Origin of the sequence: Prauserella sp. PE36, assembly GCF_003311655.1 — a bacterium.
Lineage (GTDB): Bacteria > Actinomycetota > Actinomycetes > Mycobacteriales > Pseudonocardiaceae > Prauserella_A > Prauserella_A endophytica.
This window is the reverse complement of sequence record NZ_QEQT01000086.1, coordinates 98,118-124,741: the sequence shown is the minus strand read 5'-3', so window position 1 is coordinate 124,741 and position 26,624 is coordinate 98,118. Positions and strand designations below refer to the sequence as shown.

Below are 26,624 nucleotides of genomic sequence, written 5' to 3'. Positions count from 1 at the left end.
GTGGCGAACACGATCGTGCCGTAGAGCACGTAGTGGAAGTGCGCCACCACGAAGTAGCTGTCCGAAACGTGGAAGTCGATGGCGGGCGCGGCCAGCAGGATGCCGGTGAGACCACCGAAGAGGAACGTCACGATGAAGCCGACCGAGAACAGCATCGGCGTCTCGAAGGACAGCTGCCCCTTCCACATCGTGCCGATCCAGTTGAAGAACTTCACACCGGTCGGCACCGCGATGAGGAACGTCATGAAGGCGAAGAAGGGAAGCAGCACCGCGCCGGTGGCGTACATGTGGTGCGCCCACACCGCCACGGAAAGGGCCGCGATACCGAGTGTCGCCCAGACCAGGCCCTTGTAGCCGAAGATCGGCTTGCGGCTGAAGACCGGGAAGATCTCCGACACGATGCCGAAGAACGGCAGCGCGACGATGTACACCTCGGGGTGGCCGAAGAACCAGAACAGGTGCTGCCACAGGATCACGCCGCCGGTGGCTGGGTCGAACACGTGGGCACCGATGTGCCGGTCGGCCAGCAGGCCCATGAGCGCGGCGGTGAGGATCGGGAACGCCAGCAGGATCAGGATGCTCGTGACCAGGATGTTCCAGGTGAAGATCGGCATCCGGTACATCGTCATGCCGGGCGCGCGCAGGCACACGATCGTCGTGATCATGTTGACGGCGCCGAGGATGGTGCCGAGACCGGAGACGATCAGCCCGGTGATCCAGAGGTCGGCTCCCGCTCCGGGTGAGTGGATCGCGTCGGAGAGCGGCGTGTAGGCGAACCAGCCGAAGTCGGCGGCGCCACCCGGCGTGAGGAAGCCGGAGATCACGATGAGCCCGCCGAAGAGGTACAGCCAGTACGAGAACGCGTTCAGCCTCGGGAACGCCACGTCGGGCGAGCCGATCTGCAGCGGCAGCACGAAGTTGGCGAAGCCGAAGAGGATCGGCGTCGCGTACAGCAGCAGCATCACCGTGCCGTGCATGGTGAACAGCTGGTTGTACTGCTCCTGCGAGAGGAACTGCTGCCCTGGCCTGGCGAGCTCGGTGCGGATCAGCATGGCCATCGCGCCGCCCACCATGAAGAAGGCGAACGACGTGACCAGGTACATGATGCCGATCTGCTTGTGGTCCGTCGTGCGGAACAACCGCAGCAGGTACGAACCCTTCGCCGACTCGTGCGCCGGGTATGGACGCGTCGCGATCGGCTTGGGGGCTACGGCCGTCACTCCTGCCTCCTGCTCTCGAACCCCGTGATCCTTGCTCCTCAGCCATGGGCGGGGGACCCACGTTGGCTAGGGGGATCGTAGCCCGGAGCGTTTCCGGGCCTGCCAGCCGCCTGCAAAGATCGGCTCGTGCGGGATCCGTACGTCACCCGGGCGGTGGCCGTCGCCGTCGAGGCGGCCCGCGAGCACGGCCTGCCCGCGGGTGAGCCCGTCGTGCTCGCTGATCGCTCGAATGTGCTGGTGAGGCTGGGGCACGTGGTCGCGAGGGTGCCCGCGACGACCCTGCTGACCCGGCCCGGCATCGCCGACTGGCTCGCGCGCGATGTGCGGCTGGCCACATTCCTCTCCGGGCTCGGCGCGCCGGTCGTCCCGCCGACCACCGACGCTCCGCCCGGCCCTCACCTGGTCAAAGGCCTGCCCGTCACTTTCTGGCGTTATGTCCGTCACGATCCCGCGCGGGTGCCGGCTCCCGCGGACGTCGCGGCGTCGCTCGCGCAGGTCCACGAGGCCCTGCGCGGCTACCCCGGCGAGCTGCCGTCGGACGGGCCCGCCGCCGAGCTGCGCCGCATGTTCGGCCTGCTCGCCGACGAGCTCGGCGACGCGTTGCCCGCGCTGCGCACCCGCCTCGGCGAGGTCGCCGAGGCGATCGCCCGCGCGCCTGGGCCCGTGCAGCCGCTGCACGGCGACGCCCACCCCGGCAACCTGCTCGTCACCGACGAGGGCCCGCTGTGGACCGACTTCGAGGACACCTGGCGCGGTCCGCTCGCATGGGACCTCGCGGTGCTGGCGCGGACGTCGCTGATCGACGGCGCCGCCGCGCTCGCCGCCTACCCTGGCCGTCCGGACCCTGCGGGGCTGACGCCGTTCGCCGAGCTGCGGCGGCTCTTCGGGGTCTGCTGGCGGTTCGTGGTGGCCCGGCGCTTCCCGCACCGGCTCGCCGAGGCCCGCGAGGCGCTGGCCGCCTACCTGGCCTGACCGGGCAGCCAGTCCAGGATCGCCGTGGCGACGCCCTCGGGAGCCTCCAGCGGCGTCAGGTGTCCCGCGCCGGGCAGGACGACGAGCTTGCCGTCCGGGGCCGCCTCGGCCATCGCCCTGGCCGCCTCGGGCGGGGTCACGGCGTCGTGCTCGCCGACCACGACGAGCGTGGGCACGCCCGCCTCGCGCAGCGCCTGGGTGGAGTCGGGGCGCGCCGCCATCGCCCGCTGCGCCCACGCCACGCCCTCGGGCGGCTGCGCGTCGATCAGCTCGCGCACGGTGGCGACGACCTCGGGCCGGGACGAGCGCGTGTCCTCGGAGAGCAGGTTGGGCAGCATCGCGTCGGCGAGCCAGCCCGCCGTGCCCTCGCTCTCGGCGCGCTCGGCCGCGGTCAGCCGGTTGGCCCTCGCCTCGTCGGTGTCGGCGGTCGCCTTGGTGTCGACAAGCACGAGCCCGCCGACCCGCTCCGGCGCGGCGCGCAGCACGGCGAGCGTCACGTAGCCGCCCATCGAGCAGCCGCCCAGCACCACGCGCTCCAGTTCGAGCCTGTCGAGCAGCACCAGCACGTCGCGGGCGGCGTCGTCGAGACTGGGCTCCCGGTCCGATTCGGGCAGCGGCGTCCGGCCGAGTCCTCGCTGGTCGGGCGTGATCACGCGGGTCCGCGCGGCCAAGGGCTCGCGGACGGCGTTCCACATCCGGGCGTCGACGGGATAGGCGTGCAGGAGTACGAGCGGGAGATCTGCCATTCCCGGATTCTGTCGGAGGTGGCGGCTAGCTTCAGTGCATGGCTCCCGAGCTGGGCGAGATCCGGACGGAGCGGCTAGTGCTTCGCCGCTTCCGTGAGGCCGACCTGCCCTCGGTCGTCGAGATCCAGTCCGACCCGGCGACCCATCCGCACGACGCCTTCCCCGCCACCGCCGACCACGCCCGCGCGCTGGTCACGGGCTGGCGGCGGCACTGGACCGAGCACGGGTTCGGCTACGTCGCGGTGGTGGAAGCCGGGTCCGGTCGCGTCATCGGCGTCGGCGGGGTGCAGGCAAGGGACCTCGATGGCGAGCCGGTGCTGAACCTGTACTACCGGTTCCGCCCGGAGGCGTGGGGCAAGGGCTACGCGTTGGAGATGGCGAACGCGGTGGTCGGCTGGGCGAGCCGGGCGGTGCCGGAGCGGCCGGTGGTGATCGTCACCAACGTCGGCAACGTGCCCGCGCAGCGCATCGCCCACAAGCTCGGGTTCGCCGAGTACAAGGAGGACTACTACGAGGGGGTGCCCGCCAAGTTCTACCGCAGCCGGCCGTGAGGGCCGACAACTTCATATCGACGGGTGTTCTCAGCGCCTGCGGGCAGGCCGCCGCTTGGTGGTGCGCCCAGGCTCCCCGGGGCGCGCGCTCCGGGCCCGGGTGTGCTCGGGCCCCGCGGGTGGGCCGCCGCTTGCGGATGCGGCTGCACCGTCGACACGCCTGCTCCCGCGGATGCGCTCAAGCTCTGCGGTGCGCTCACCGCCTGCGGGCAGGCCGCCGCTTGGTGGTGCGCCCAGGCCCCGCGGTGCGCCCGGGTCCGCGGTGTGCTCGGGCACCGCGGGTGGGCCGCCGCTTGCGGATGCGGCAGCGCCCATTGGTGCGCCTGCTCGCGCTCAGCGCCTGCGGGTGGGCTCAGGCTCTGCGGTGCGCTCAGCGCCTGCGGGTGGGCCTGCGCCGTTGGCGCGCCTGCCAGCACGCGCGGTGCCAGTGCCGCCGGTCGGCGACCGACCCGGTCTCGTCGGCGGGCCAGGCCACGACGTGGGGGACGCCTGGCCGGATCTCGTGGTCGCAGCCCGGGCATCGGTAGGTCTTGGTCGCCTGCGAGCCGGGCACGGTGCGCACGAGCCAGTCGCCGTCGTCCGCCGCCTCCGACTGAGCCCAGCCGGTGGCGACGCCGAGTGTGCGCGCGTCTCGCCGCTGGCGGTTCCGTCGGGGCATGACCGCCACGGTATCGGGTGCTCGGCGACGGTCACCGGCCCGGAGGAAGGCCGGGCCGGTGCACGGTCGACGGTGGCCGGCTGCGCGGACCGTCCTCACCGACGCCCACGTCGGCGAGCCGCTCGGTCAGCTCGCCATGCGACGGGGCCCTCCGCGCGAACGTCGCCGCGCGGCGGGGCACGCACCGGGAAGGGGCTTCACCCGAACGCGAGTGCCAGCGGCACGAGCTGTTCGGCGCTGGTGAACGAGCCGTGCTGGCCGACGAGCGCCGATTCGAGGGGTTCCGCCGTCCGGCGCAGCAGGCCCGAGCGGCCGCGGGCCGCGGCGACGACGTCGCCGATGCGCGGGCGCACTTGGTCGGCCACGCGCGGGCCGAACCAGCCCTGCTCGATCGCCTGCTCGCGCTCGACGACCCACGCCCGGTCACCGAGGAGCTCGCGCCAGGTGGCGAGCACGTCGGCCGTGGCGCCGTTCTCCGTGTGCACGTGGCGGGCGCGGACCTCACCCGCCAGCGCGCGGACGCCGTCACCAAGCGCGGGTACCGCGTCGAGGTCGAGCACCGTCTCGTCGAGCCGCACCATGCCGTGGTCGGCGACGACGGCGAGCACCGACCCGGCGGGCAGTCCATCCACAATGGACTCGACGAGGCGGTCGACCTGTGCCAGCTGCATCCGCCAGGCGGGCGTGCCGGGGCCGTACAGGTGGCCGAGCATGTCGAGCTCGCTGTGGTAGGCGTAGCAGAACGCGCGCTCGGGACGCAGCGCGTCCAGTGTCGCGGCCGCCAGGTCGCCGAGCGCGTGCACGCCGACGTACCGGCCGCCGCGCAGGACGGCCTTCGTCAGCGCGGTGCCGGCGAACTTCGCCGACGACACCACGCTCGTGGCGAGCCCGGCCGCCGCCGCGCGGTCGAACGTCGTCGGCATCGGCTGCACCTGCTCGGCGGACAGCTCCCCGCTCAGGTCACCACCCTCCGGGTGGCGGCACCAGCGCAGCGCGTTGAGCACCCCGACGCCCGGCACCTCGAAGGTGTACCCCGCCATGCCGTGTTCGCCCGAGGCGACACCGGTGCCGATCGCGGCCAGCCCGGCAACGGTGGTGGCCGGGTAGCCGACGCGCAGCGGGGCGCGCCGCAGCTCGGTGAGCACGGGCGCGTCTCCGGCGTGGGCGTCGAGCAGCTCCCAGCCGAGACCGTCGATAAGCAGTACGCATGCGCGCGAGGCCGGCGGCAGGTCCAGCGAGCCCGCGAACCCGGGCACGCCCAGCGCGGCGAGCAGCGACGGGGTCACCCGGCTCAGGTGCGGAGTGTCGTGTTCGATGACCGGAAGATCCACCGGTCCAGCTTCCCACCACGGGTGCGCGCGGCGATAATCGTGCGCATGCCGACCTACGCCTACCGCTGCCGGGAATGCACCTCGACCTTCGAGCTGAACCGGCCGATGAGCGAGTCCAGCTCGCCGGCGAGCTGCCCCGAGGGGCACGACGACACGGTGAAGCTGCTCACCACGGTGGCGCTCACCGGCTCGGCGAGCGCGCCTGTGCCCGCCGGAGGCGGAGGCGGCTGCTGCGGTGGCGCCTGCGGCTGCGGCTGAGAACTCACGTGTAGTCCCGGAATCCCTTGCCGGTCTTGCGGCCGAGTCTGCCCGCGGTCACCAAATGCTCCAGCAGCGGTGCCGGGGCGAAGCCTGCCTCCCGGAACTCGTTGTACAGCGTGCGCTGGATGGCCAGCGACACGTCCAGCCCCACCACGTCGAGCAGCTCGAAGGGCCCCATCGGCAGCCCGCAGCCGACCTTCATCGCGGTGTCGATGTCGTCGGCCTCGGCGTAGTGCGCCTCCAGCATCCGCACCGCGTCGTTGAGGTACGGGAAGAGCAGCGCGTTCACGATGAAGCCGGCGCGGTCGCCGCAGTGCACGGGATGCTTGCCCAGGTCGGCGCACACCGCGTGGGCCGTGGCCACCACGTCCGGTGCCGTCGCGATCGTGCTCACCACCTCGACGAGCTTCATCACCGGCGCCGGGTTGAAGAAGTGCATGCCGACGACGTCACTCTGCCGCGAGGTGGCAGCCGCGCACGCCACCACCGGCAGCGACGACGTGGTGGTCGCCAGCACCGCGCCGGGCCTGGCCACCTCGTCCAGCGCCGCGAACACCGCCTGCTTGACGGACAGCTCCTCCGCGACGGCCTCGACCACCAGGTCTGCGCGCGCCAGCTCCGCGAACTCCACCGCGGGCGTGATCCGCGCGAGCGCGGCCTCGGCGCCGGCCTCGGTGAGCCTGCCCTTGACCACGGCCCTGTCGAGGGATTTGCGCACCCGGCCGATCGACACCTGCGCCTTCTCCTCGCTGCGCGCCCGGAGCACGACGTCGTAGCCGCGCTTGGCGAACACCTCGGCGATGCCCGTGGCCATCGTTCCCGTGCCGATCACGGCGACCGTCCGCACCGGCCGGACGTCCGGCTGGCCCGCTGTGGACGCCACGGGCGTCGCGCCGTCCGGGACGACCGTGGGCGAGTCCGGCTCGTCGTAGGCGTAGAAGCCGCGCCCGGTCTTCCTGCCGAGCAGCCCCGCGGTGATCATCTGCTTGAGCAGCGGCGCCGGAGCGTGCAGCCGGTTGCGCGACTGGTGGTACATCGTGTCGAGGATCTCGTAGGCGGTGTCGAGACCGATCAGGTCGAGCAGCGCGAGCGGGCCCATCGGGTAGCCGCAGCCGTACCGCATCGCCGCGTCGAGGTCCTCGCGCGTGGCGTAGCGCTGCTCGTACATCTCGACGGCGTGGTTGAGGTAGCCGAAGAGCAGCGCGTTGGCGATGAACCCGGCGCGGTCGCCGATCACCACGGGTGTCTTGCCGAGCCGCTGCGCGAACGCGACGACGTCGGCCACCACGTCCGGCTCGGTGACCACCGTGCGCACGACCTCGATGAGCTTCAGCACCGGCGCCGGGTTGAAGAAGTGCATCCCGACGACCTTGCCGGGCCGCGAGGTGTGCACGCCGATCTCGGTGACCGACAGCGAGGAGGTGTTGGACGCCAGGATCGTGTCCGGGCGGGTGATCTTGTCCAGCTGTGCGAACACGTCGGCCTTCAGCTCCAGGCTCTCCGGGATCGCCTCGATCACCAGGTCCGCCTCGGCCAGGTCGGTCAGCGACGTGGTGCAGCGGACGCGCTCCAGCAGCTGCCCGCGCCCCTGCTCGTCGAGCTTGCCCCGCGCGAGCGCGCGGTCGGTGGAGTGTTCGAGGTACCCACGGCCCCTGGCCAGGCTCGCGTCGTCGACCTCGACGGCGATCACCGAGAGGCCGCTCCTGGCCAGTACCTCCGCGATGCCCGAGCCCATCGTGCCGAGGCCGACGACTCCCACGGTCGAGAACTCACGTGCCACGGCCGCCTCCACGAGGGTTACCGATGAGTAAGAGTTCCGATGGTCCCACGCCGTCGATCGGGAAGCAGTACGGAATCGAATCAGGCCGGGGCGGCTTCGGCCACGCCGTGTTCGCGAGCGCACGCGCCACATCGCACGGCCGCCTGCCCGCACGAACACCGCCGCGACCTCGCGCTGCCGTCTGAGTAACGGGTGCGACCTCGGCCAGACCGGCTCGGCCGGCTCCTGTGCCCTGGCGCAGCCGTCCCCGACGCCGGGCAACGGCCCGTACGGGACGCGAGCTCCAGGGTGTCGCACTCGCTGCAGGGGAGCCGATCGTCTCGCGGACGCCACGTGCGGGGAGCCCCCGGCTCCTCGAACCGCTGCCCGGTGAGACCGCTCGAGAGCGCGGGTCCGCATTCTCGGCACCGGTGGACGTCCGCCGTCCCGGCGACGGCTGCACCGTGGTTTCCGACGTGCACGCCAAGAACGTCGCAGGCCGTGAACCCCGGCACCGGAGTCTCGACGTTCGCGTCCACCTCGGTCAGCGAGCGCTCGGCGAGCAGTCCCGCGGTAGTCGATCGTGTCGAAGGCCTGCCGGATGACGCACAACTGCGCCGTTACTCGTCGAAGTTCCGTTCGGCGAGCGCCTCGATCCGCCGGATGGCCTCACCCGCCTGGGGTCCGGTGGCGCTGACGTCGATCGTGTCGTCCTTGCGCGCCGAGAGGGACATGAGCGCGAGCACGCTGTGCCCGTCCGCCTCGTCGTCGCCGAGCCGGATCCGCACGTCCGCGTCGAGCCCGGCGATGCTGCGCACCAGGAGCGCTGCGGGCCGAGCGTGCAGGCCGACCTCGTTGTGCAAGGTCAGTCGCGTGGTCTGCGGGGCACCGGCCTCGGGGGCGAGGCCGGTTTCGACGGCGGGCGGCGCTCCCGCCGACGCCGCGGCCTCGGCGACGGCGGCGCGATCGGCACCACCCTGCGCGGCGACCGAGGCAGCCACGGCACCCTCCACGAGCGGGGCGTCGACGACCACGGCCGACCCCGGATCGGCCAGGCTCTCCACGGCCAGCTCGGCGGTCATCTGCGCGCTGCCGAGGTCGTAGAGAAGCACCACCCCGGCCCCGGAGTCCGCACGTTGCACGGCGGCGACCACTGAGTCGTAGTCGGTGCCGACCCCGCCGTCGGGCAGGCCACCGGCGGCGAGCACCGTCACGTCGGGCGCCATCTGCGCCGCCAGCTCCACCACGCCCTCGGCCAGCCGCGCAATGTGCGACACGACCACGAGACCGACCCTCATCGCACCGCCTCGGCGAAGGCCCGCAACAGCAGCGCGGTCGAGCGGGCGCCGGGATCGAGGTGCCCGACACTGCGCTCGCCGAGGTAGGACGCCCTGCCCTTGCGCGCGACGAGTGGCACCGTGGACTGCGCGCCCTGGTCGGCGGCGTCCGCCGCGGCCGCCAGTAACCCGGCTATCCCGTTGTTCTCGCTGGCCTCCGCAGCCGCGGCGGCGGGGCTCAGCGCGTCGACCATCGTCGCGTCGCCGACGTCGGCCTTGCCGCGCGCCACCACCCCGGCGAGCGCGGCCTGCAGCGCCGCGACCACCGAGGCCGCGTCCAGTTCGGACTTGTCGCCCAGCGTCGTCGCGGCACGCAGGAAAGCCGTGCCGTACAACGGACCCGCGGCACCGCCGACCTTGGAGATCAGCGTGGTTGCCGCGAGCTTGAGCACGCCACTCGGCGTCTCCGGAACCGCCGTGTCCAACGTGGACACGACGGCGGTGAAGCCGCGGTTCAGGTTCTCGCCGTGGTCGGAGTCACCGATCGGCCGGTCGAGGTCGGTCAGCTCCACCCTGTGCTCGGCGATCGTGGCGGCCCCTGCCCGCAGTAGGGCCGCGACGGCAGCTGCATCGCAGGCCATCACATCCCCCACCGCAACGCCGGTGTGTTGACCGGTGCGTCCCACAGTTCGGTGAGCTGGTCGTCCATTCGCAACAGTGTCACGCTGATCCCCTGCATCTCCAGACTCGTGATGTACGGCCCCACCAGTCTGCGCGTCACCCGGATGCCACGCTCGGCGAGCAGGCGCTCCGCGATGCCGTGGGCGAGGTAGAGCTCGATGAGCGGGGTGGCCCCCATGGAGTTGGTGAACAGCAGCACCTCGTCGCCGTCGCCGAAGGGCACGTCCTCGACCACGGCCGAGATCATGCGCTCCACCAGCGAGTCGGCAGGCTCCGCCTTGATGCGTTCCCTGCCCGGCTCGCCGTGGATGCCGATGCCGAACTCGATCTCGTCGCCGGCCAGGTCGAAGCTCGGCTCTCCGACGTGCGGCACGGTGGGCGCCGTCAGCGCGACGCCGATCGAGCGCACCTGGCCGATCACCTTGCGCGCCAACGCCTCCACGTCGTCGAGGCTGTCCCCGCGCTCGGCGGCGGCGCCGGTGAGCTTCTCCAGTAGCACCGTGCCGCCGACCCCGCGCCTGCCCGCGGTGAACGTGGAGTCGGCCACGGCGACGTCGTCGTCGATCACGACGCTGCGCACGTCGAGCTCCTCCGCCGAGGCCAGCTCGGCCGCGGTCTCGAAGTTGAGCACGTCGCCGGTGTAGTTCTTGACGATCAAGAGCGCACCGGCCTCACCGGTGGTCGCCGAGATGGCGGCCTGCACCGCGTCCGGTGTCGGCGAGGTGAACACGGCGCCGGGAACGGCGGCATGCAGCATCCCGGGACCGACGAACCCCCCATGCAGCGGCTCGTGCCCCGAGCCGCCGCCGGAGATGACCGCGACCTTGCCGCTCACGGGCGCGTCGGCACGCACAACGTGGTCGGGGTCGTAGCCGACGCGGAGCAGATCGGCATGCGCGGCGGCGAGCCCTCGCAGTGACTCGGTGACCACGGTCGCCGGATCGTTGATGATCTTCTTCATGCGTACCTCCAGCCACGGCTATGTGCGGGTAGCAGGTTCAACCTACTTGCCGGGGGCCGGTTGACGCCAAGTGGCGAAAGACCCGGAAGAGCTAAGCGGTCGGGAGCTTGGGGGCGACGCTCTTGGCGACCTCCAGCGCACGGCTGCAGGCGTCGTCCTTGCTCGCCCCGTCGTTGTAGTCGTAGTAGTCCACGGTCGCCAGCTCGTTCGCTCCGTCCTCGCCGGGGCGGTGCACCCACTCGACGCTGCACTCGGCGGTGTCGGTGCTGCCGGGCTCCTGGATGGCCTTCACCCCGCCGCCGAGGTCGACCTCGGTGCCGCCGTCACTGGTGTCCGGCGGATAGCCCGCGCGGAACCGCACGCTGATCGTCGGCTCTGCCCCGAAGGAGAGGTCGCACTTGTGCAGGCCCATCGCCATCCGCTTCGGGCTGCCGCCGAGCACCTGGGCGAGCACGGCCTCGTCCGCACTCGCGCACGGGTCGGCCTCCAGCAGCGAGCCGGCGGGCACGTCGTACTTCGCGGGCTCCGCCCGTAGCGCCCGCACCACCTTCTGCAGAGTCGTGTAGCCGACGTCGCAAGGGTTGCCGCCCTGGTAGCCGGTCTGCACCGTGACCCCGAGCGCTGGCTGCTCCGAGTAGATCGCGGTGCTGTAGCAGGTGACGTCGTCGAGCTTGTTCTCGAGGAACGGCAGGCCCTCGATCGCCCCGGTCGGGTCCACGCCCATCGGCGAGGCGCCGAGGTCGACGCCCACCTCGACGGTCTTGCCGCCGGCGTCCTGCACGTCGACCCGGCAGGAGCCCCACTCCGACTCGTACGGCTCGTCCGAGACGGTGCCCAGGTCGCCGATCACGTCGTCGCCCGAGAGCAGCTCGCACGGGTCCACCGAGCGCAGCGCCGAGAGCCCGAAGGCCGGGTCGGTGATCGGCCCGGCAGGCACGCCACCCTGCCCGCTGCCCGCCTCGGCGGTCACCGTGGTGCGCTGGTAGTTCGAGCGGGAGAGGTCCTCACCCGCGCACCCACTCGCGAGTCCGAGAAGGACGATGCCGAGCACGAACACCGGACGCGACGAGACACGATTCAGCACGAGAGCACGTTAGCCGGACGGCGCGCGCTCCGTGCACGGAACCTGGGTTTCCACTCCCCTGCGCGAGTCCCCCGCTCCGGCACGCGAGTCCCCCGCTCCAGCGCGCGAGTCCCCCGCTCCAGCGCGCGAGTCTCCCGCTCCGGCACGCGAGTCCCCCACTCCAGCACGCGAGTCCCCCACTCCAGCACGCGAGTCCCCCACTCCAGCACGCGAGTCGCGCACTCTCGCTCGTGAGTCTTGCGCTCCCAGAGCGGGCAACTCGCCATCCAGAGCGGGCAACTCGCCATCCAGAGCGGGGGACTCGCCGTCCGGAGCGGGGGACTCGCGGGGACCGCGCGCCGGTTCCTACTCCCCGCTCTCGTGCTGCATCGCCTGCCCGTCCTCGGGCACGCGCAGCGGCCGCAGCCAGGTCCAGAGCACGAACAGCCCCGCGAACAGGAGCATCGCGAGACCCGCCCACAGGTTGATGTTGACGTTCGCGGCCTTGGCGATGTCCTCGTCGGTGGTGAACCCGATACCGAGCACGGTGAGCACCGCGCCGTAGACGCCGATGAGCAGCGCGATGATCAGCCGGATGTCGAAGACGCCCGCGCGGCGCGAGCGTGACTCGTGTGCCATGGTCCGCTCCTCCTAGAAGATGAAGTTCAGCACGATGGTGATCACCAGCGCTATCCCGGCGAGCAGGCCCGGGTTGCGGTACCAGCCCGCGTCCTCACCCGTCGTCGAGTGCCGCAGGTTCTCCTTGGGGGTCAGCGAGTAGACCAGGCCGACGAGCTGCGGCTCGGGCTTGGGCTGCGTCGCGTAGGTCACCACGACACTCACCACGACGTCGACCACGAAGGCCGCACCGGCGCCCACGAACGAGGCGCCCTGGCCCGGCAGGTCCCACACCCCGGTCTCGGCGAGCAGGAACACCGTGACCGCCGCCGCGGTGCCGCTGACCAGGCCCGTCCAGCCCGCGGTCGGCGTCATGCGCTTCCAGAACATACCGAGGATGAACGTGGCGAACAGCGGCGCGTTGAAGAACGAGAACAGCTGCTGCAGGTAGTCCATCAGGTTGCTGTAGGTGGACGCGATGAACGCCGTGCCGATCGCGAGCACCGTCGCCGCCGCCGTCACCACGCGGCCGGTGCGCAGGTAGTAGTCGTCTGGCCGGTCCTTCTTGAGGTAGGCCTGCCAGATGTCGTACGTGAACACCGTGTTGAACGAGCTCAGGTTCGCCGCCATGCCGGCCATGAACGAGGCGAGCAGGCCGGCGATCGCGATGCCGAGCATGCCGTTGGGCAGCAGGTCGCGCATGAGCAGCAGGAGCGCGTCGTTGAACGTCGCCCCGCTCGGCGCGGCGTCACCGTTCAGCAGTGCTTCCTTGTTCTCTCCCGCCAGCTCGGTGACGGTGACGCCCGCGATCATGCCCGGGATGATCACGATGAACGGGATGAAGATCTTCGGGAACGCGCCGATGATCGGGGTGCGCCGCGCGGCCGACATGCTCTTGGACGCCATCGCGCGCTGGACCTCGACGAAGTTCGTGGTCCAGTAACCAAAGGAGAGCACGAAGCCGAGGCCGAAGACGAGGCCCAGCACCGACAGGAAGTTGCTGCCGAAACCGGTGAGCTGGTTGCCGGGCCACGAGTCGAGCTGCTCGGCGCCGCCGGGGCCGCCGCTGATCCTGTCGACGAGGCCTTCCCACCCGCCGACCTTGTAGAGGCCGACGATCGTGAGCGGCAGCAGCGCGGCCACGATCACGAAGAACTGGAGCACCTCGTTGTAGATCGCGGCCGAGAGACCGCCGAGCGCCGTGTAGGACAGCACGATCACGGCGGCGAGGATGATCGACACCCAGATGGGCCATCCCAGCAGCAGGTTGACCACGCTCGCGAGCAGGAACAGGTTCGCCCCGGCGATCAGGATCTGCGCGAGCGCGAAGCTGATGCCGTTGACGAGGTGCGCGGGCTTGCCGAAGCGGCGCAGCATGAACTCGGGAACGCTGCGCACCTTGGATCCGTAGTAGAACGGCATCATCACGATGCCGAGGAAAAGCATGGCCGGCACCGCGCCGATCCAGAAGTAGTGCGCGGTCGGCATGCCGTACTGGGCACCGTTGGCCGACATGCCCATGACCTCGATGGCGCCCAGGTTGGCAGCGATGAACGCGAGCCCGGTCACCCACGCCGGCAGCGACCTGCCGGACAGGAAGAAGTCGAGGCTGGTGGACACCTGCCTTCGCGACAGATAGCCGATTCCGAGGACCAGCAAGAAGTAGAAGGCCAGCAGTAAGTAGTCGATCGCGTTCGCATCGAGCCTCAGATCCGCCTGGGCAAGGACGGTCACCAGCCCACCTCCGGAATCAACACTAGTCAACAACACTCATCAGGGATCAACCTGCGGGCGCACATTACCGCACGATTTCCCGCGGGTGAATGGCACACGGCAAATCGGCACGTGTTGGTGACTTGGTGACAGCCGTCGCGGAGGTCAGAACAGGCGGAACTGATGTCGGCGAACGCGCTACCAGCGCGAACGCGACCAGATGGCTGCTGACCTGCTCAAACAGCTTCTAGCTACTTCCAACAACTTCTAGCCGCTTACAGCCTGGCGCGCCCCCAGTGCGCCCCAGGAGCCAACAGAACAAGGCGGCCCCCGGCGGTGCGCGAACACCAACCGAGGGCCTTGATCCACTGACAAGGAGTGGACCCGTTGAATGACACTACTGCCCAGGGCCTGGGCGAGATCCGCGTGCTGCTGAGCACCACGCTCGAAGCGACCGAGAGAGTGGGCCGTCAGCTTGCCGAGGTGCATGCCCGGCTCGATGCGCGCGACGAGGTGGCCCGGACGCTGATCCGCCACCACCGTGAGACCGAGCTGCGGGCAGCCGAGGCCTACCTCGGCATGCGGCCGCCGTTGCGCGTGATCCCCGGCTCCCCCACGCGGCGTACCGCCCGCCGCGGGCAGCTCCGCATCGTGCGTGGTGGTGGTTCCCGATGACCGCCGAGCCGTACCCCCAGCTTGGGATGCTGGAGCGCACGTTGCGCGAGGAGCGCGACGAGCACAGTCTGGCGCTGGACCAGACCGGGGACCGCTACGACGAGGGCGGTCTGGACGCCCTCACCGGTGCCTTGGACGCGCTGTGGCGCTTCACCGGGGGCCGCTACGGCGAGCCGTGGCCTGACGACCGGCTGACGCTCCCCGGCGCCCTCAACCGTCCCCCGGCACCCACCCCTCGGCGTGGCTATCTGGTGCTCGCCATCGCGCTGGCCGTGCTCCTGGTGCTCGTGATCGTGCTGCATGTCGCCACGGTCACCGCGGGCCTGTACTGCCCGGAGGTGACCCGATGAGACGTTCGTGGATCACATGGGCCGGGCTGGCCGTGGTGGCCGGCGCGGCTGCGGTGCTGTCGTTCGACGCGCTCCGGCAGCTCGCGGTGCTGGCGGGTACCCCGGCAGGGCTGGCGTGGCTGCTGCCGGTCACGTTCGACGCGGCCGCGCTGGTGGCCACGCGGCTGTGGCTGGCAGGTGACGCACCGGGCGCTGCCCGGCGGTTCGCCCGCACGCTGGCGTTGACGATGATCGGACTGTCGGTGGCCGGGAACGCCACCAGCCACGCCCTGGTGGCCTACCAGGTGACGCCACCGTGGTGGGCGGTGGTCGCGGTGGCCGCGGTGCCTCCAGCCGTGCTCGGGGCGGTGGCGCACCTGGCCGCCCTGGCAGCGCGGACGGCGGCCTTCACTCCCGCGGTTAGCCCTTGCAAGGGCGAACCGTTCTCTGGCGAGACGTCTGGCCACCCCGGCAACTTCCGTCCGGCACCGGGCGGAAGTGACCTGGTGGACCGGGCGCGGTACCTGGTGGCCGCTGGTGACGCCGAGGGTGTGAAGGTCGGGCGGGGTCGCCTGGCGCGGGAGCTGGGCATCAGCGAGAACCAGGCGCGTGGGCTGCTGCGCCAGCTCGAGTCCGAGCGACGCCCGTCCCTGCGCGTGGCTGGGGGTGAGGCCCGATGACCGCCGAGCGCATCGAACGCGATCGGTCCCGGCAAGGCAACCGGGACCGAGACGACGAGGCGGGCGAGGTGGTGCCGTTCCGCGGCGCCACCCCCGCGCCCGCCGACGAGCCGGGCGAGGTTGAGCAGGCCGTACCGGTGCTGGACGGCGAGCTGATCGAGGAACCCCAGCCCGTCGACACCGCCGAGCAGGCCCCCGCCCGGTTGCGCGCCAAACGAGTGGAGCGGCGCCCGGTGCTGCCCACGTGGATGCACTCCACCGACGAGGCCAAGGAAGTGGCGCGGTGGGCCGCCGGGCACGCCGGGCACGTGCTGGCCTACCACCTGGTGCGGGTGCCGCTGTACGCCGCGAAGCTGGTGGCCTGGTCCCCGGTTGGGCTGGTGAAGATCCTGGTGGCTGGTGGCCGGTGGGTGTTCGACACCGAGTCGCACCAGGTGCGTCTCGACGCGGTGCGCCGATCCGACGCCGACACCTACATGCGGCTGGATCGCCAGCACGGCGAGCACGTCAAGCACCGGGCGATCGTGGCCGCCCTCGTGGTCGCCCTGGTCACCGTGGGCGGTGTCCTGGTGGTGCTCCTCGGCCCCGGCTGGGTCACCGCGCTCATGACCGCGGGTACCGTGACAGCGCTGGGTGTGCTCGGTGCGCCGAAGGACCGGCCCGTGACCGGGCACGCCGTGGTCGTGGAACGCTACGAACGGCTCACCTCCGAGCAGGTCGAGCGCGCGTTGTCCTCCCTCGGTATCGCCGCGATGACCGCGAAGGGCGCCCGGATCACCTTCCCCGCGCCGATCCAGCGGCACGGCCCCGGCTGGCGAGCCGAGGTCGACCTCCCGTACGGCGTCACCGCATCCGACGTCATCGAACGCCGTGACCGGCTCTCCGCCGGGCTACGGCGCCCCCTGGGCGCGGTGTGGCCCGAACCGGTCGCCGAGCAGCACGCCGGGCGCCTGGTGATCTGGTGCGGTGATCAGGACATGGCCAAGGCCAAGCCGACGCCGTGGCCGCTGCTCAAGACGGGCAAGCCGCACAGCGTGTTCGCGGCCCTGCCGTTCGGCACCGACCAGCGCGGCCGCGCCGTGGGCGTGGACCTCATGTACTCCAACGTGCTCATCGGCGCGCTTCCCGGTGCGGGCAAGACGTTCGCCCTGCGCGTACTGGTCCTCGGTGCCGCGTTCGACCCGCTGTGCGAACTGCGCATCTTCGAACTCAAGGGCTCCGGTGACCTCGATCCGCTGGAGGCGGTGGCGCACCACTTCGGGTCCGGCGCCGACGACGAGACCGCCGCCGAGTGCGTCGCGTCCATGCGCGAGGTCTACGCCGAGCTGGAGACACGCGCCCGCACGCTCAAACGGCTCGCCAAAGCCGGGCGCGCACCCGAGAACAAGGTCACGCCGCGGCTGGCCGCCGAGGTCCCCGAGCTGCGCCCGCTGCTGTTCGTCGTCGACGAGTGTCAGGAGCTGTTCGCCCATCCCGTCTACGGCAAGGACGCCGCCACGCTCGCCACGGCGATCATCAAGCGCGGCCGGGCACTCGGCATCATGCTCGCGCTCGCCACCCAGCGCCCGGACAAGGACAGCCTGCCCACGTCGATCAGCGCCAACGTCGGCATCCGGTACTGCCTGCGCGTCGCCGGGCAGCTCGAGAACGACATGATCCTCGGCACCTCGGCCTACCGGAACGGCATCCGCGCCACCATGCTCCGCCCGTCCGACAAGGGCGTCGGCTGGCTCGTCGGCGCCTCCGACGAACCGCAGATCGCCCGCGGCTACTACGTCGACGGCGAGGACACCAAGCGCGCCGTGCAGGTGGCCCGGTTGCTGCGCGAGCAGGCCGGCACCCTCACTGGCGCCGCGGTCGGCGAGGAACGGCACGTGGTCAACGTGCTCGACGACGTGCGGGCCGTGTTCGGCGACGAGCCGAAGCTGTGGACCACCACCGTCCTGGAACGCCTCGCCCAGCTCCGCCCCGAGGTCTACACCGGCTGGACCGCCGAGCAGCTCGCCGCCGCGCTGCGCCCGTTCGGGGTGCGCCCCACACAGGTGTGGGCCACCAGCGACGACGGCACCGGCAGCAACCGCAAGGGCTACGCACTCGACGCACTCACTAGCGGCGAACAGGGCTAGACCTATCCCCCCACCTAGACCCCTGGCGGGCCGCTGACCAGCGACCTAGCGGCTAGCGGCCCGCCAAGGCCAACCGCAGGCTCGTCCGCGGATGCTTGGATAGGTCGCATGACGCTCACAGCGTTCGTCACCGGCCTAGCCGGGCTCGTCCTCGCCGCAATGTCCCTCGGCTGGCAGATCGCCTCCTGGTTGCTATCCGGGGGGCGCGTGAAAGCCAAACTCCGCCATGGGGTCATCGGCTGGAACGGGACCGCTGCGGTTGTCGGCGACGTCCAGCGCGACGGCAAACCCAACGACATCGCCCCGGTCCGAGCACAGGGCGGGAACGGCCCCGAAGTCCTCGCCCTTGAGGTCGCGAACGTGGGCCGTGCCGCGGTGACCATCACGAGCTATGAGGCACGGCTCAAGGGAACCGGCACTGCCTTCGGGCCGATCCGGGACCACATGGGACCGCAACTACCACACCGACTGCAACCCGGCGAGCGCGCGACCTGGTACATCGAGATGCAGAGCGTACGTGCGCTTGTGCACGCCGGGCAGGTCATTGCGAAGGGAGCGCGAGAGGTAGACATGGCCGTCACTCTGGGCACCGGCAAGAGAGTTGCCACTCCGACCAGAATCATCGTCGCCTAGTCGCCACCCCCGTGGAAGACATCTCTACGAGACGTCCTGGTCCCTGCGCGAGGCAGGGCTGTCCACGCGGGCTATCGCATCGGCCACTGGAGTCGATCAGGCGACCGTCGTCCGGGACCAGCGACAAGCACGTGATGCAAATGCATCACGTCAGGTTGAGCAAGATGCAGAACCGTCCAACGTGGTCGGCCTGGACGGCAAGACCTACACCCCCTGGGGCCATACCCCCCATACCCCTACCCACCTGGACCGCCGGGGAGGTCTCTCGAAGGTGCGGAGGGTTCAGACTTTTCGTACTGCAACGCCGTTGCGCCCGCGCAAACCCTTTCAGTTGCGGAGCTGGCCGGAAACCTCTCCGGCGGTCCCTCCCTGGCCCACTTGGGGGGTTTCCCCCCAGGGGGATGACGCTGAGGCGACCGACCCCCGCAACCTGGAGGGATCGGTCGCCTCGCGCTCAACCCGGGCGATGCGATGTTTCGCCTGGGGAGTCAGCCGACTTGCGGTACTCGCTCGTTGAGCCAATCGGCGAGCGCGGCTTGTCGTTGGTCCTGCTGCTGTTGGACTGCCTCGCGCGCCTGCTGTTCGGTGACCTGGCTGACGGCTTCGGCGTAGGTGCGTGCACCGTGTGGCGCCGGGTTCTGTTCGGCGAAGCTGGCGAGGCCGGCCGTCGCCGGTCGGGTGCCGACGTAGTCAGGTAGCGCGTGGAGGGCGGCCAGCACGCCCTTGTGCTCGCTGGCGAACTCGCGACCGAGCAGGCGTGAGGCTTCCTTGGTGGCCTCGTCCCGCATCTGCCGGAAGTCCTGTAGCTCCATGCCCATGTTGTCGGCGACGCGCTTGTCCCCGTGGGGGGTGAGGCAGCGTCGCAGGACGGCCTGCAGCCGTTGGGCGTCGGTGGCGCGCTGCTCGTAGGCCTGCCCGGCCTCGCGCACGAAGTAGGTGTCGATGGTGAGCTTGTCGAGGTGCCGCCACTTCACGGCACTGCGGTATGCGGTCCACTCGGCTACGCCCGGCTGTCCGGCGCGCACGGCGGTCTCGAAGTCGCGCCACGCGGACTCGACCTGGCCGCGGTGCCGGTCGAGGAAGGTGTGACGCTGCTCGGCCCAGAACTCAGGGGTGAGCCGCGCGCGTTCGGCCTGCCGTTCGGCTTCACGCCGTGCGCGTTCGGCCTGCTCGGCTTCGGCCCGCGCCTTGAGTTCCTGGTAGCGCTGCTCGACTTCGGCGAGCTGTTCCACGGTGGGGCTGGACATGTGGTGTACCTCCTGTTGTTAGCGGAGCGAGGGGCCGTCGTAGCGGGGGATCCGCTGGTTGAGCATGGTCAGCGCGTCGCGGGTGCGGCCCTGCTTTGCGGCCATTTCGGGGCTGTCTCCGTTGCCTCCTCCGCTCCGTCCGCCTTGGGACGGGTCGGGTTTCGGGTTCTGTGTCCGCGGCGGCTCGGTGTGCGCCGGGGTGCTGGCCTGGGCGGCGGCGTTGTAGAAGTCGACGGTTTCGTGTGGCTGGTCGCCGTGTGGCCCGCCGTAGGTGCGAGCCGCGGTGTCGACGTAGCCGAGTTCCTGTGGCTCGGCCTCAACGTGGCGGTAGAAGCGGGAGATCCCGCCGTCGTGGGTGCCGTCGGCGTTGTGCGGGGGCATCTTGGCGCGCTGTCCGGTGATTTCTTCGCGGATGGCGCGCATGCGGGCGGCTGGGTCGGTCATCGGCGTTCCTTTCGGTGGGTGGGTGCCCGGCGTCGCCGGGCGTAGGCGTCCTGGGCGCCAGCAAGGGCCAAGGCGAGCATGGTGATGACGACGAGGGCCACGGTGAACGCGCCGACGACGGCCAGGGCATGGATGGCTGGCTCGGGGAGCTTCACTGGCTGGCCTCGCTGTCGCCGGGCAGCAACCGAAGGTGCGGCGGGCTGGTGCGGGCTACCCGGATGTCGTCCATGGCGTTGCACTCGGGCATGTGCAGCAACGTGGCGTCCCACGAGAAGGTGTCCCGCAGGGTGTTGACCACGATCGCTGGCTCAGACTGGCACTCGGTACAGGGCGTGAGGGTGGTGGCGAACTCGGCGGCGATCTCGTCCCGGCTGATCACCAGTGGCTCGCTGGGCTTGGGCGTCGGGTTGTTCATGCGGTTCCCCTTGTCTCGATCTGCTTGAGGATTCGGTGGTAGGCCGTGCTGGGATCTGAGGGTGGATTGCGTCCGCTGTACACATCGGCTACGAGGCGCCGGGCTACCTCAACGGTGAGGCGAAGGCTGCTGTTCACCAGGCGATCCACCACGGCCTGCTGCGGGGTCTCTGCGAGGTCCGGCAACAAGCGTTCCCCGTCCCCGACAGCGGGGGTGGGGAACAGGGGAACGCTGTTGTCTGTCGGCCCAGTGGGCTCAGCACTGTGGCCTTGAGCCGACTGCGCTGACTGCACCGGCGATCCGCTCTGTTTGTGCAGGTCATGCCCAGTGGGCTCAGTTGGCTCAGTCGTGTCACCACTGGCCGGTTGGGTCACGGGTGAGCCGACTGTGTCGAGGGTCCACACGGTGGTCCGGGGGAAGCCGCTGGACTCGTGTCCGACACCGGCCTTGTCCTTGGCGCGCTTCAAGGTGGCTTCGCTGAATCCGGCGCCGCGACCGGCCTTGAACACGTCCTTGCGGGGGGCCGATCCGCCTTGCTCTACGAGGTAGTCCGTCAACCACGCGGCAGCCTCGTCACGTTCGGTCCGGTCGACCGGCGGCGCGGCTTCGTGGTCAAGGAGGTCCCGCACGTGCGTGTCGGATTCACCGATCGGCACGAAGGTGCCGACATCGGTGGGTCCTTCGGGAGTGTCGACAAGCGCGGGCTCGATGCGGTAGCGGATGCTCGGCAGGCCCTGAGGGGCCACGTTCGTCTTGATGAGGCTCAGCACGCACGAGTCGTCGTCGGCGTCGCGGTCACGGGCGAATCCGATGGCGGAGCGCACGACCTGCCCGAACTCGGCGGAGCCGCTGATCATGTGCAGCGGGTCCGCGCCGGCGCTCTTGCGGAAGTGGGCGACACCCACAACGGCGATGTTGAGTTCCTGCGCCAGCCGGGAAACGGGCTCGAGGTAGCGACGCACCACACCCTGCTTCACGAGGTCGCTCGCCCCGGACATGGTGGACAGCAACGCGTCCAGCACCACCAGCCTTGCGCCAGTGCCCTTGATCTCCTCACGGAGCTCGTCGAGGTCGACGGCGAGGGACACGATCGCCTCACCACCGTCGCTGGTCTCGGCGTAGAGCCGGTACACGCGGTCGAGGTCAGCCCCGGAGGCAACGAACCGCGGCGCCAGGGTGAAGGACCAGGAGTCTTCGGTGCCGAGGTACAGCACGGGCGAGGGCACGCCGTAGAGCTCGCCGGGCAGACGGCCGCGGGACAGTTCGGCGGCTAGCCACACCGCGGCCTGACTCTTGCCGATGCCCGCGTGCCCGACCCAAAGCGTCAGCTCGCCGAGGGGCACCCGCTGGTCCCACAGCCACGTGCGCCGCTTGAGCGGGATCTCAGCGACGGGCTGAGACCGCACACGACGCACGGGCTGGCCTGGCTCGGTCACGCGGCCCTCCCCTGGGTCATGAACACGCGCCAGGACCAGCGGGCCTGGGCGCGAATCTGTTCGGGTGTCCGCGGCGGGCTGTCGAAGGTGTTCCGTCGCCTCTGAAGCTCGGCGTACGTCGGCGCCGCCGCGACGGCCCGCCAGTCGACGAGCGCGGCCATATCGGCGGTGCTCGCCGACAGGTCGCGCCGCTCGCGCCACTCTCGCCACTCGGCGAGCAGGTCACGGACGTGTTCGGAGGCCCACAGCTCGCGCCAGGTCGCGGCGTCGGTGTAGAGCGCGGCGTACTCGGAGCGGGTGAGCACCACGACGTCGTGTTCGTCAGCCATGACGCACACCCCCAGCGTTGAACAGACGGGTGCAGCGAAGCCGGTAGCGCCGTCCGCATCCGCCCCTGACACCGGTCAGCAGGTCGCCGAGGGCGTCGGCGAAGTGTTGGTGTGAACCACCGCAGTGGGGGCAGCGCACGACGAGGGCGAGGTACCGCTGACGGCGAGCGGACGGCTCGTACACGTCGCAGGTTGCGATGCGGAGCTGTCGCTCCGGGCCGGTAGACTGGGCGCCATCAGGTGATCTGGTGTTCTTTCCTCCAGCGACGGCGGCCCTCTGCCCAGGGCCGCCGCTTCGCGTTTCCGGGGCCATCACGATCAGGCAGCCCCCCGTTCAGCTCCACCGACGGCCTGCTGCGCTAGCCAGCTCTCAACGTCTTCCCACGAATAGCGGGCATATCGTCCGATTCGGACGTATCTTGGCCCCTTCTTCCGGTGCGCCCATTGCGTGAGGGTCGCCGCAGGAACGCCGAGATACTCGGCGACTTCCTCGCGCGTGGCGAGCTTTGGTCTGACATCTCGCATGCTGTTTCCCCTTGGAATCAATGGCGCGTTACTTGGCAACGCCTGATGCGAGTTTCCGTGAGGGGTTGCATGTTGTCAAGTGACGTGCCACTGTTGCCATGTGGAAACATTCGCTTCGGCACTACAGAAGAACATTGCCGACCTTCGACGGCAGCGCCTCTATACAGTGCGTTCGCTCGCTGACCGACTCGCCGAACTGGGCCAGCCCGTGCACCCATCGGGCATCACGAAGATGGAGAACGGCACGCGGACACCAAGCGCGCTGGAGGTCGTCGCACTGGCGCTCGCGCTCAATGTGAACGTGAGCCGACTACTGATGCCGTTCACAGCCTCGAGCAACGAACAGTTCGAGCTCCCTGGGGTCGGAAAGGTTTCGGCGTTCGACATGTGGCTCTGGGCGGACGGATGGCAGCCCCTCGACCTTCCCGACGACGAGAACACGGGTCGAGCACTCCTCGACTTCCAGTTGCACGCACGTCCTCCACAGTTGGTGAAGCCTGAAGCAAGAGAAGACTGGGAGCGACTGCGCAACATCCGCGCAGCCAAGGGGGACGACGCGAGTGGCGAGCATTGAGGACCGCTGGCACCGAACGGTGAAGCTCCCGGACGGAACCACAGCAAAGGAACGCACTGACCGGTACGGCACCGGCCTGCGTTGGCTGGTGAGGTGGCGTGAACCGGCCGGGAACGAGCGGAAGCAGAGCTTCGCGAAGAAGGTCGACGCGGACGCTCACGCGAACCGTGTCGAGGCCGACAAGCTGACCGGCGCCTACATCGACGTGCGCGCCGGCAAGGAGCTGTTCAGCGCGTACGCGACACGGTGGCTCGCGGACCAGACCACAGACGCGCTCACCCGCGAGAACATCGGCGGCCGGCTACGCCGCTACGTCGAGCCGTACCCGCTGTGGAACTCTCCCCTCAACCAAATCAGGGCCGGGGCGTTGCAGTCGTGGCTGAAGTCGTTGGCCGTCGTCCGGACGTCCGGTGGTTCACCGTTGGCTTCGAGCACTCGGGGCGTTGTGTTCTCCCACGTGTCGGCGATCTTGAATGCCGCCGTTGACGATGGGCTGATTGGGAAGAACCCCGCCCGTTCGTCAAGCGTCAGCGCGCCCCGTCCTGACCCGCGGAAGGTGACGCCGTGGCCGCGCGAGTGGGTGATCGGGATGCACGAGCAGCTGCCCGAGCGGTACCGGCCGTTCGTCACCCTCGGCGCCGGGCTGGGACTTCGGCAAGGTGAGATGTTCGGCCTGTCCCCCGACGACGTGGACTTCCTCCGTGGATGGGTGAAAGTTCAGCGGCAGGTCAAGATCGTCGGCAACAAGCTGGTGTTCGCCTTGCCGAAGGGGCGGAAGGTGCGGCAGGTGCCGCTGCCCTCGGTGGTTCGTGATGAGCTCGCCGCGCACCTGGCGGCACACTCAGCCGTGACGGTGACGCTGCCGTGGGAGGAGCCGGACGGCGCCCCCACAGCGGTGCCGCTCGTGGTGACCACACGGGAGTCCCGAGCATGCAACCGCAATCACTTCAACCAGGAGGTGTGGAAACCCGCGCAGGAACGCGTTGGCATCCCCAGCTCGCGCGAGAACGGATGTCACGCACTCAGGCACCACTACGCATCCGTTCTGCTCGACGCTGGTGAGTCCATCAAGGCTGTGTCGGAGTACCTGGGGCACTCGTCCGCGGCGTTCACGCTCCGGACCTACACGCACCTGATGCCGGAGAGCGAAAGCCGCACGCGGGCAGCCGTTGACGCCGCACTGCGCCCCCAGTGCGCCCCAGGAGCAGCGGAAGGGGGCTTGACCAGCACAGACGTTCAGAACAGGCGGAACTCGTCGGACTCGATGCCCCGCAGCGCGTCGTAGTCGAGCGTGACGCAGCGGATGCCGCGGTCCTCGGCGAGCGTGCGGGCCTGCGGCTTGATCTGCTGCGCGGCGAACACGCCCTGCACGGGAGCCAGCAGCGGGTCGCGGTTGAGCAGCTCGAGGTAGCGCGTCAGCTGCTCGACGCCGTCGATCTCGCCACGCCGCTTGATCTCCACGGCCACCGCGGCGCCACCCTCGTCGCGGGCCAGGATGTCCACCGGCCCGATCGCGGTCGGATACTCGCGGCGCACGAGCGAGTAGCCCTCGCCCAGCGTCGTGATGTGCTCGGCCAGCAGCTCCTGCAGGTGCGCCTCGACGCCGTCCTTGACCAGACCGGGCTCCGCGCCGAGGTCGTGCTCCACCTCGTCGATCACGTTCTCGATCGTGATCACGAGCTTCTCGCCGGCCTTGTTCTCGACGATCCAGAGGTTGCCGTCCTCGATCAACCAGCACGGCGGACTCATCCAGTTCAGCGGCTTGTAGGCGCGGTCGTCGGAGTGCACCGACACGGAACCGTCGGACTTGACGAGCAGCAGCCGGGTGGCCATGGGCAGGTGGGCGGTGAGCCGGCCGGCGTAGTCGACCTGGCAGCGAGCGATTACTAAGCGCACAGGGGTGAGATTAGGCGACCTGGCGTCGCGGGTGGCGTGACGGGTGGGAGCACCGGAGGAAGATCAAGGGACTTGGCAGACTGGGATGGTGGACCCCATACAGCGCGTGTCGAGCCGCGAGGTGTACCGCAACGACTGGATGACCGTCCGCGAGGACGCCATCCGCAGGCCTGACGGCTCCGACGGCATCTACGGCGTCGTCGACAAGCCGCGCTACGCCTTGGTCATCCCGCTCGACGGCGACCGCCTGCACCTGGTGGAGCAGTTCCGGTACCCGCTCGGGATGCGCCGGTGGGAGTTCCCTCAGGGCACCGCGCCCGGCCGGGCCGACACCGATCCGCTGGAGCTGGCCGCGCGCGAGCTGCGCGAGGAGACCGGGCTCGAGGCCGGGTCGATGACGGAGCTCGGCGTGCTCGACGTCGCGGCGGGCATGTCGAGCCAGCGGGGCACCGCCTACCTGGCGACGGACCTGCGCGAGGGCCCGCACGAGCGCGAGCACGAGGAGCAGGACATGCGCACGGCTTCCTTCTCCCGAGCGGACTTCGACAAGATGGTGGCGAACGGCGACATCACCGACGCCCAATCGCTGGCCGCCTACGCCCTCCTGCTCCTCCACGAGCGCCGCTAAGCCGCGAAGGGACCGTTCACCGCGCCCACCAAACTGCCCCCAAGGCCACCTTTGTTGCGTTGAGCGCAACAAAGGTGGCCTTGGGGAGCGTCAGTCAGTCGGGCCAGTTGGGTTTGCGCTTTTCCAGGAAGGCGGCCATGCCTTCACGGGCGCCCGGCAGCTGGGACGCGCTCGCCATCACCTCGATCGCGATGGCGTAGGCGTCGTCCTCGGGCCGGTCGAGCTGGGCGTAGAGCGTCTGCTTGCCCATCGCCTTCGCCGCCCGGCTCCCCCGCGTCGCGCGCCCGAGCAGCTCCGCGACGGCGTCGTCCAGCTCGGCATCGGGCACCACGCGGTTGACCAGGCCCCAGTCCAACGCCGTCGCCGCGTCCACCACGTCGCCCGTCAGCGCCAGCTCCATCAGCCGCTTGCGGCCCACCGAGCGCGCGACCGGCACCGCGGGGGTGTGACAGAACCAGCCGCCCTTGCCGCCCGGCAGCGCGAAGCCGGCCGACTCGGCGGCCACCGCGAGGTCGCACGACGCCACGAGCTGGCAGCCCGCCGCCGTCGCGAGGCCGTGCACGCGAGCGATCACCACCTGCGGCACCGCGTGCATGGTCCGCATCAGGTCCGTGCACACCCGCAGCAGCTCGCGCACACCCATGAGGTCGCGCGCGGCGACGTCACCGAAGTCGTGGCCCGCGGAGAACACCGGCCCGGCGCCCGCGAGGACGATGCCGGTCGCGTCGGACGCACCCGCCTCCTCGAAGGCCGCCAGCAGTTCCCTGAGATGCCCCTCGGACAGGGAGTTGCGCCGCGACGCACGGTTCATCGTGATGGTGACCGTGTCACCCTCTCGCTTGACCAGGAGATGCTCGTACTCGCCCATCCCCTGAC

At 70.3% G+C, this 26,624-nt stretch carries 30 protein-coding genes; 11 read left to right on the top strand and 19 right to left on the bottom strand.

From position 1 onward, the window contains the following. Positions 1-1,220 (bottom strand): cbb3-type cytochrome c oxidase subunit I (locus DI005_RS25350; protein ID WP_113643838.1); only part of this gene is annotated, 1,220 nt, incomplete at its 3' end. A gap of 126 nt (positions 1,221-1,346) precedes the next feature. On the opposite strand from DI005_RS25350, the gene DI005_RS25345 reads away from it, so the two are divergent. Further along, positions 1,347-2,192, top strand: a complete 846-nt coding sequence (locus DI005_RS25345; RefSeq protein ID WP_113643837.1) for an aminoglycoside phosphotransferase family protein — start codon at positions 1,347-1,349, stop codon at positions 2,190-2,192. Here the strand turns inward: DI005_RS25345 and DI005_RS25340 are convergent. Then, entirely contained in the window at positions 2,180-2,938 is a 759-nt protein-coding gene (locus DI005_RS25340; protein WP_113643836.1) for an alpha/beta fold hydrolase, read from the bottom strand. The genes DI005_RS25345 and DI005_RS25340 overlap by 13 nt on opposite strands. 38 nt (positions 2,939-2,976) lie before the next feature. On the opposite strand from DI005_RS25340, the gene DI005_RS25335 reads away from it, so the two are divergent. Continuing rightward, a complete protein-coding gene (locus DI005_RS25335) occupies positions 2,977-3,489 on the top strand; it encodes a GNAT family N-acetyltransferase (protein WP_113643835.1) in 513 nt (170 codons plus the stop codon). A 370-nt stretch (positions 3,490-3,859) separates the two neighbouring features. On the opposite strand, the gene DI005_RS25330 is transcribed toward DI005_RS25335, so the two are convergent. Then, entirely contained in the window at positions 3,860-4,147 is a 288-nt protein-coding gene (locus DI005_RS25330) for a hypothetical protein (protein WP_112271197.1), read from the bottom strand. Positions 4,148-4,344: 197 nt separating this feature from the next. Beyond that, entirely contained in the window at positions 4,345-5,478 is a 1,134-nt protein-coding gene (locus DI005_RS25325; RefSeq protein WP_113643834.1) for an alkaline phosphatase family protein, read from the bottom strand. 45 nt (positions 5,479-5,523) lie between these two features. On the opposite strand from DI005_RS25325, the gene DI005_RS25320 reads away from it, so the two are divergent. Beyond that, entirely contained in the window at positions 5,524-5,736 is a 213-nt protein-coding gene (locus DI005_RS25320) for a zinc ribbon domain-containing protein (RefSeq protein WP_112271344.1), read from the top strand. Positions 5,737-5,740: 4 nt separating this feature from the next. Here DI005_RS25320 and DI005_RS25315 read toward each other — a convergent pair whose 3' ends face one another. The 7 genes from DI005_RS25315 to DI005_RS25280 form a co-directional block, all read right to left on the bottom strand. Next, a complete protein-coding gene (locus DI005_RS25315) occupies positions 5,741-7,519 on the bottom strand; it encodes a 3-hydroxyacyl-CoA dehydrogenase family protein (protein ID WP_113643833.1) in 1,779 nt (592 codons plus the stop codon). Between the two features lie 599 nt (positions 7,520-8,118). Continuing rightward, positions 8,119-8,796 (bottom strand): dihydroxyacetone kinase phosphoryl donor subunit DhaM, encoded by a 678-nt coding sequence (gene dhaM / locus DI005_RS25310; RefSeq protein WP_113643832.1) that lies wholly within the window; start codon positions 8,794-8,796, stop codon positions 8,119-8,121. After that, positions 8,793-9,416, bottom strand: a complete 624-nt coding sequence (gene dhaL / locus DI005_RS25305; protein ID WP_113643831.1) for a dihydroxyacetone kinase subunit DhaL — start codon at positions 9,414-9,416, stop codon at positions 8,793-8,795. The genes dhaM and dhaL overlap by 4 nt, the downstream gene beginning before the upstream one ends. Then, positions 9,416-10,417, bottom strand: coding sequence for a dihydroxyacetone kinase subunit DhaK (gene dhaK, locus DI005_RS25300; RefSeq protein ID WP_112271191.1), 1,002 nt, complete (start codon positions 10,415-10,417; stop codon positions 9,416-9,418). Before dhaK ends, dhaL begins: the two co-directional genes overlap by 1 nt. Before the next feature lie 91 nt (positions 10,418-10,508). Continuing rightward, complete coding sequence (locus DI005_RS25295; RefSeq protein WP_113643830.1) at positions 10,509-11,501, bottom strand: hypothetical protein; 993 nt, start codon at positions 11,499-11,501, stop codon at positions 10,509-10,511. 345 nt (positions 11,502-11,846) lie between these two features. After that, complete coding sequence (locus tag DI005_RS25285; RefSeq protein WP_113643828.1) at positions 11,847-12,119, bottom strand: hypothetical protein; 273 nt, start codon at positions 12,117-12,119, stop codon at positions 11,847-11,849. Positions 12,120-12,131: 12 nt separating this feature from the next. Beyond that, positions 12,132-13,832 (bottom strand): sodium:solute symporter family protein, encoded by a 1,701-nt coding sequence (locus DI005_RS25280; protein WP_112271188.1) that lies wholly within the window; start codon positions 13,830-13,832, stop codon positions 12,132-12,134. A 366-nt stretch (positions 13,833-14,198) separates the two neighbouring features. Here DI005_RS25280 and DI005_RS25275 point away from each other — a divergent pair, with 366 nt between their 5' ends. From DI005_RS25275 to DI005_RS25255, 5 genes are all read left to right on the top strand, one after another. Next, positions 14,199-14,486, top strand: a complete 288-nt coding sequence (locus DI005_RS25275) for a hypothetical protein (protein ID WP_113643826.1) — start codon at positions 14,199-14,201, stop codon at positions 14,484-14,486. Then, on the top strand, positions 14,483-14,836 hold the full coding sequence (locus DI005_RS25270) for a hypothetical protein (protein WP_113643824.1): 354 nt from the start codon (positions 14,483-14,485) through the stop codon (positions 14,834-14,836). The genes DI005_RS25275 and DI005_RS25270 overlap by 4 nt, the downstream gene beginning before the upstream one ends. Beyond that, entirely contained in the window at positions 14,833-15,495 is a 663-nt protein-coding gene (locus DI005_RS25265; RefSeq protein WP_113643822.1) for a DUF2637 domain-containing protein, read from the top strand. The genes DI005_RS25270 and DI005_RS25265 overlap by 4 nt, the downstream gene beginning before the upstream one ends. Beyond that, entirely contained in the window at positions 15,492-17,621 is a 2,130-nt protein-coding gene (locus tag DI005_RS25260; protein ID WP_113643820.1) for an FtsK/SpoIIIE domain-containing protein, read from the top strand. Before DI005_RS25265 ends, DI005_RS25260 begins: the two co-directional genes overlap by 4 nt. A gap of 108 nt (positions 17,622-17,729) precedes the next feature. Further along, the gene (locus DI005_RS25255; protein ID WP_113643818.1) at positions 17,730-18,254 is read left to right on the top strand and encodes a phosphoribosylamine--glycine ligase; all 525 of its coding nucleotides are present in this window, start codon (positions 17,730-17,732) and stop codon (positions 18,252-18,254) included. A gap of 488 nt (positions 18,255-18,742) precedes the next feature. On the opposite strand, the gene DI005_RS25250 is transcribed toward DI005_RS25255, so the two are convergent. The 6 genes from DI005_RS25250 to DI005_RS25225 form a co-directional block, all read right to left on the bottom strand. Next, positions 18,743-19,501, bottom strand: a complete 759-nt coding sequence (locus tag DI005_RS25250; RefSeq protein WP_113643817.1) for a hypothetical protein — start codon at positions 19,499-19,501, stop codon at positions 18,743-18,745. Between the two features lie 18 nt (positions 19,502-19,519). Further along, the gene (locus tag DI005_RS25245; protein ID WP_113643816.1) at positions 19,520-19,945 is read right to left on the bottom strand and encodes a hypothetical protein; all 426 of its coding nucleotides are present in this window, start codon (positions 19,943-19,945) and stop codon (positions 19,520-19,522) included. A 151-nt stretch (positions 19,946-20,096) separates the two neighbouring features. Then, a complete protein-coding gene (locus tag DI005_RS25240; protein ID WP_113643815.1) occupies positions 20,097-20,360 on the bottom strand; it encodes a hypothetical protein in 264 nt (87 codons plus the stop codon). Continuing rightward, positions 20,357-21,796, bottom strand: coding sequence for an AAA family ATPase (locus DI005_RS25235; RefSeq protein WP_233520310.1), 1,440 nt, complete (start codon positions 21,794-21,796; stop codon positions 20,357-20,359). The genes DI005_RS25240 and DI005_RS25235 overlap by 4 nt, the downstream gene beginning before the upstream one ends. Continuing rightward, positions 21,793-22,125 (bottom strand): hypothetical protein, encoded by a 333-nt coding sequence (locus DI005_RS25230; RefSeq protein WP_113643813.1) that lies wholly within the window; start codon positions 22,123-22,125, stop codon positions 21,793-21,795. Before DI005_RS25230 ends, DI005_RS25235 begins: the two co-directional genes overlap by 4 nt. Before the next feature lie 318 nt (positions 22,126-22,443). Further along, a complete protein-coding gene (locus DI005_RS25225) occupies positions 22,444-22,650 on the bottom strand; it encodes an AlpA family transcriptional regulator (RefSeq protein ID WP_113643811.1) in 207 nt (68 codons plus the stop codon). Positions 22,651-22,750: 100 nt separating this feature from the next. On the opposite strand from DI005_RS25225, the gene DI005_RS25220 reads away from it, so the two are divergent. Further along, positions 22,751-23,224, top strand: coding sequence for a helix-turn-helix domain-containing protein (locus DI005_RS25220; protein ID WP_158559900.1), 474 nt, complete (start codon positions 22,751-22,753; stop codon positions 23,222-23,224). Then, positions 23,211-24,509, top strand: coding sequence for a site-specific integrase (locus DI005_RS25215; RefSeq protein WP_113643807.1), 1,299 nt, complete (start codon positions 23,211-23,213; stop codon positions 24,507-24,509). The genes DI005_RS25220 and DI005_RS25215 overlap by 14 nt, the downstream gene beginning before the upstream one ends. Here the strand turns inward: DI005_RS25215 and nucS are convergent. After that, positions 24,461-25,120, bottom strand: a complete 660-nt coding sequence (gene nucS / locus DI005_RS25210) for an endonuclease NucS (protein ID WP_112271187.1) — start codon at positions 25,118-25,120, stop codon at positions 24,461-24,463. The genes DI005_RS25215 and nucS overlap by 49 nt on opposite strands. 88 nt (positions 25,121-25,208) lie before the next feature. Here nucS and DI005_RS25205 point away from each other — a divergent pair, with 88 nt between their 5' ends. Continuing rightward, positions 25,209-25,748 carry an NUDIX hydrolase gene (locus tag DI005_RS25205; protein WP_113643847.1) on the top strand — a complete coding sequence of 180 codons (540 nt, stop codon included), beginning with the start codon at positions 25,209-25,211 and terminating at the stop codon, positions 25,746-25,748. Positions 25,749-25,842: 94 nt separating this feature from the next. Here DI005_RS25205 and DI005_RS25200 read toward each other — a convergent pair whose 3' ends face one another. Continuing rightward, positions 25,843-26,616, bottom strand: coding sequence for an enoyl-CoA hydratase-related protein (locus DI005_RS25200; protein ID WP_112271185.1), 774 nt, complete (start codon positions 26,614-26,616; stop codon positions 25,843-25,845). Between the last annotated feature and the right edge of the window lie 8 nt (positions 26,617-26,624).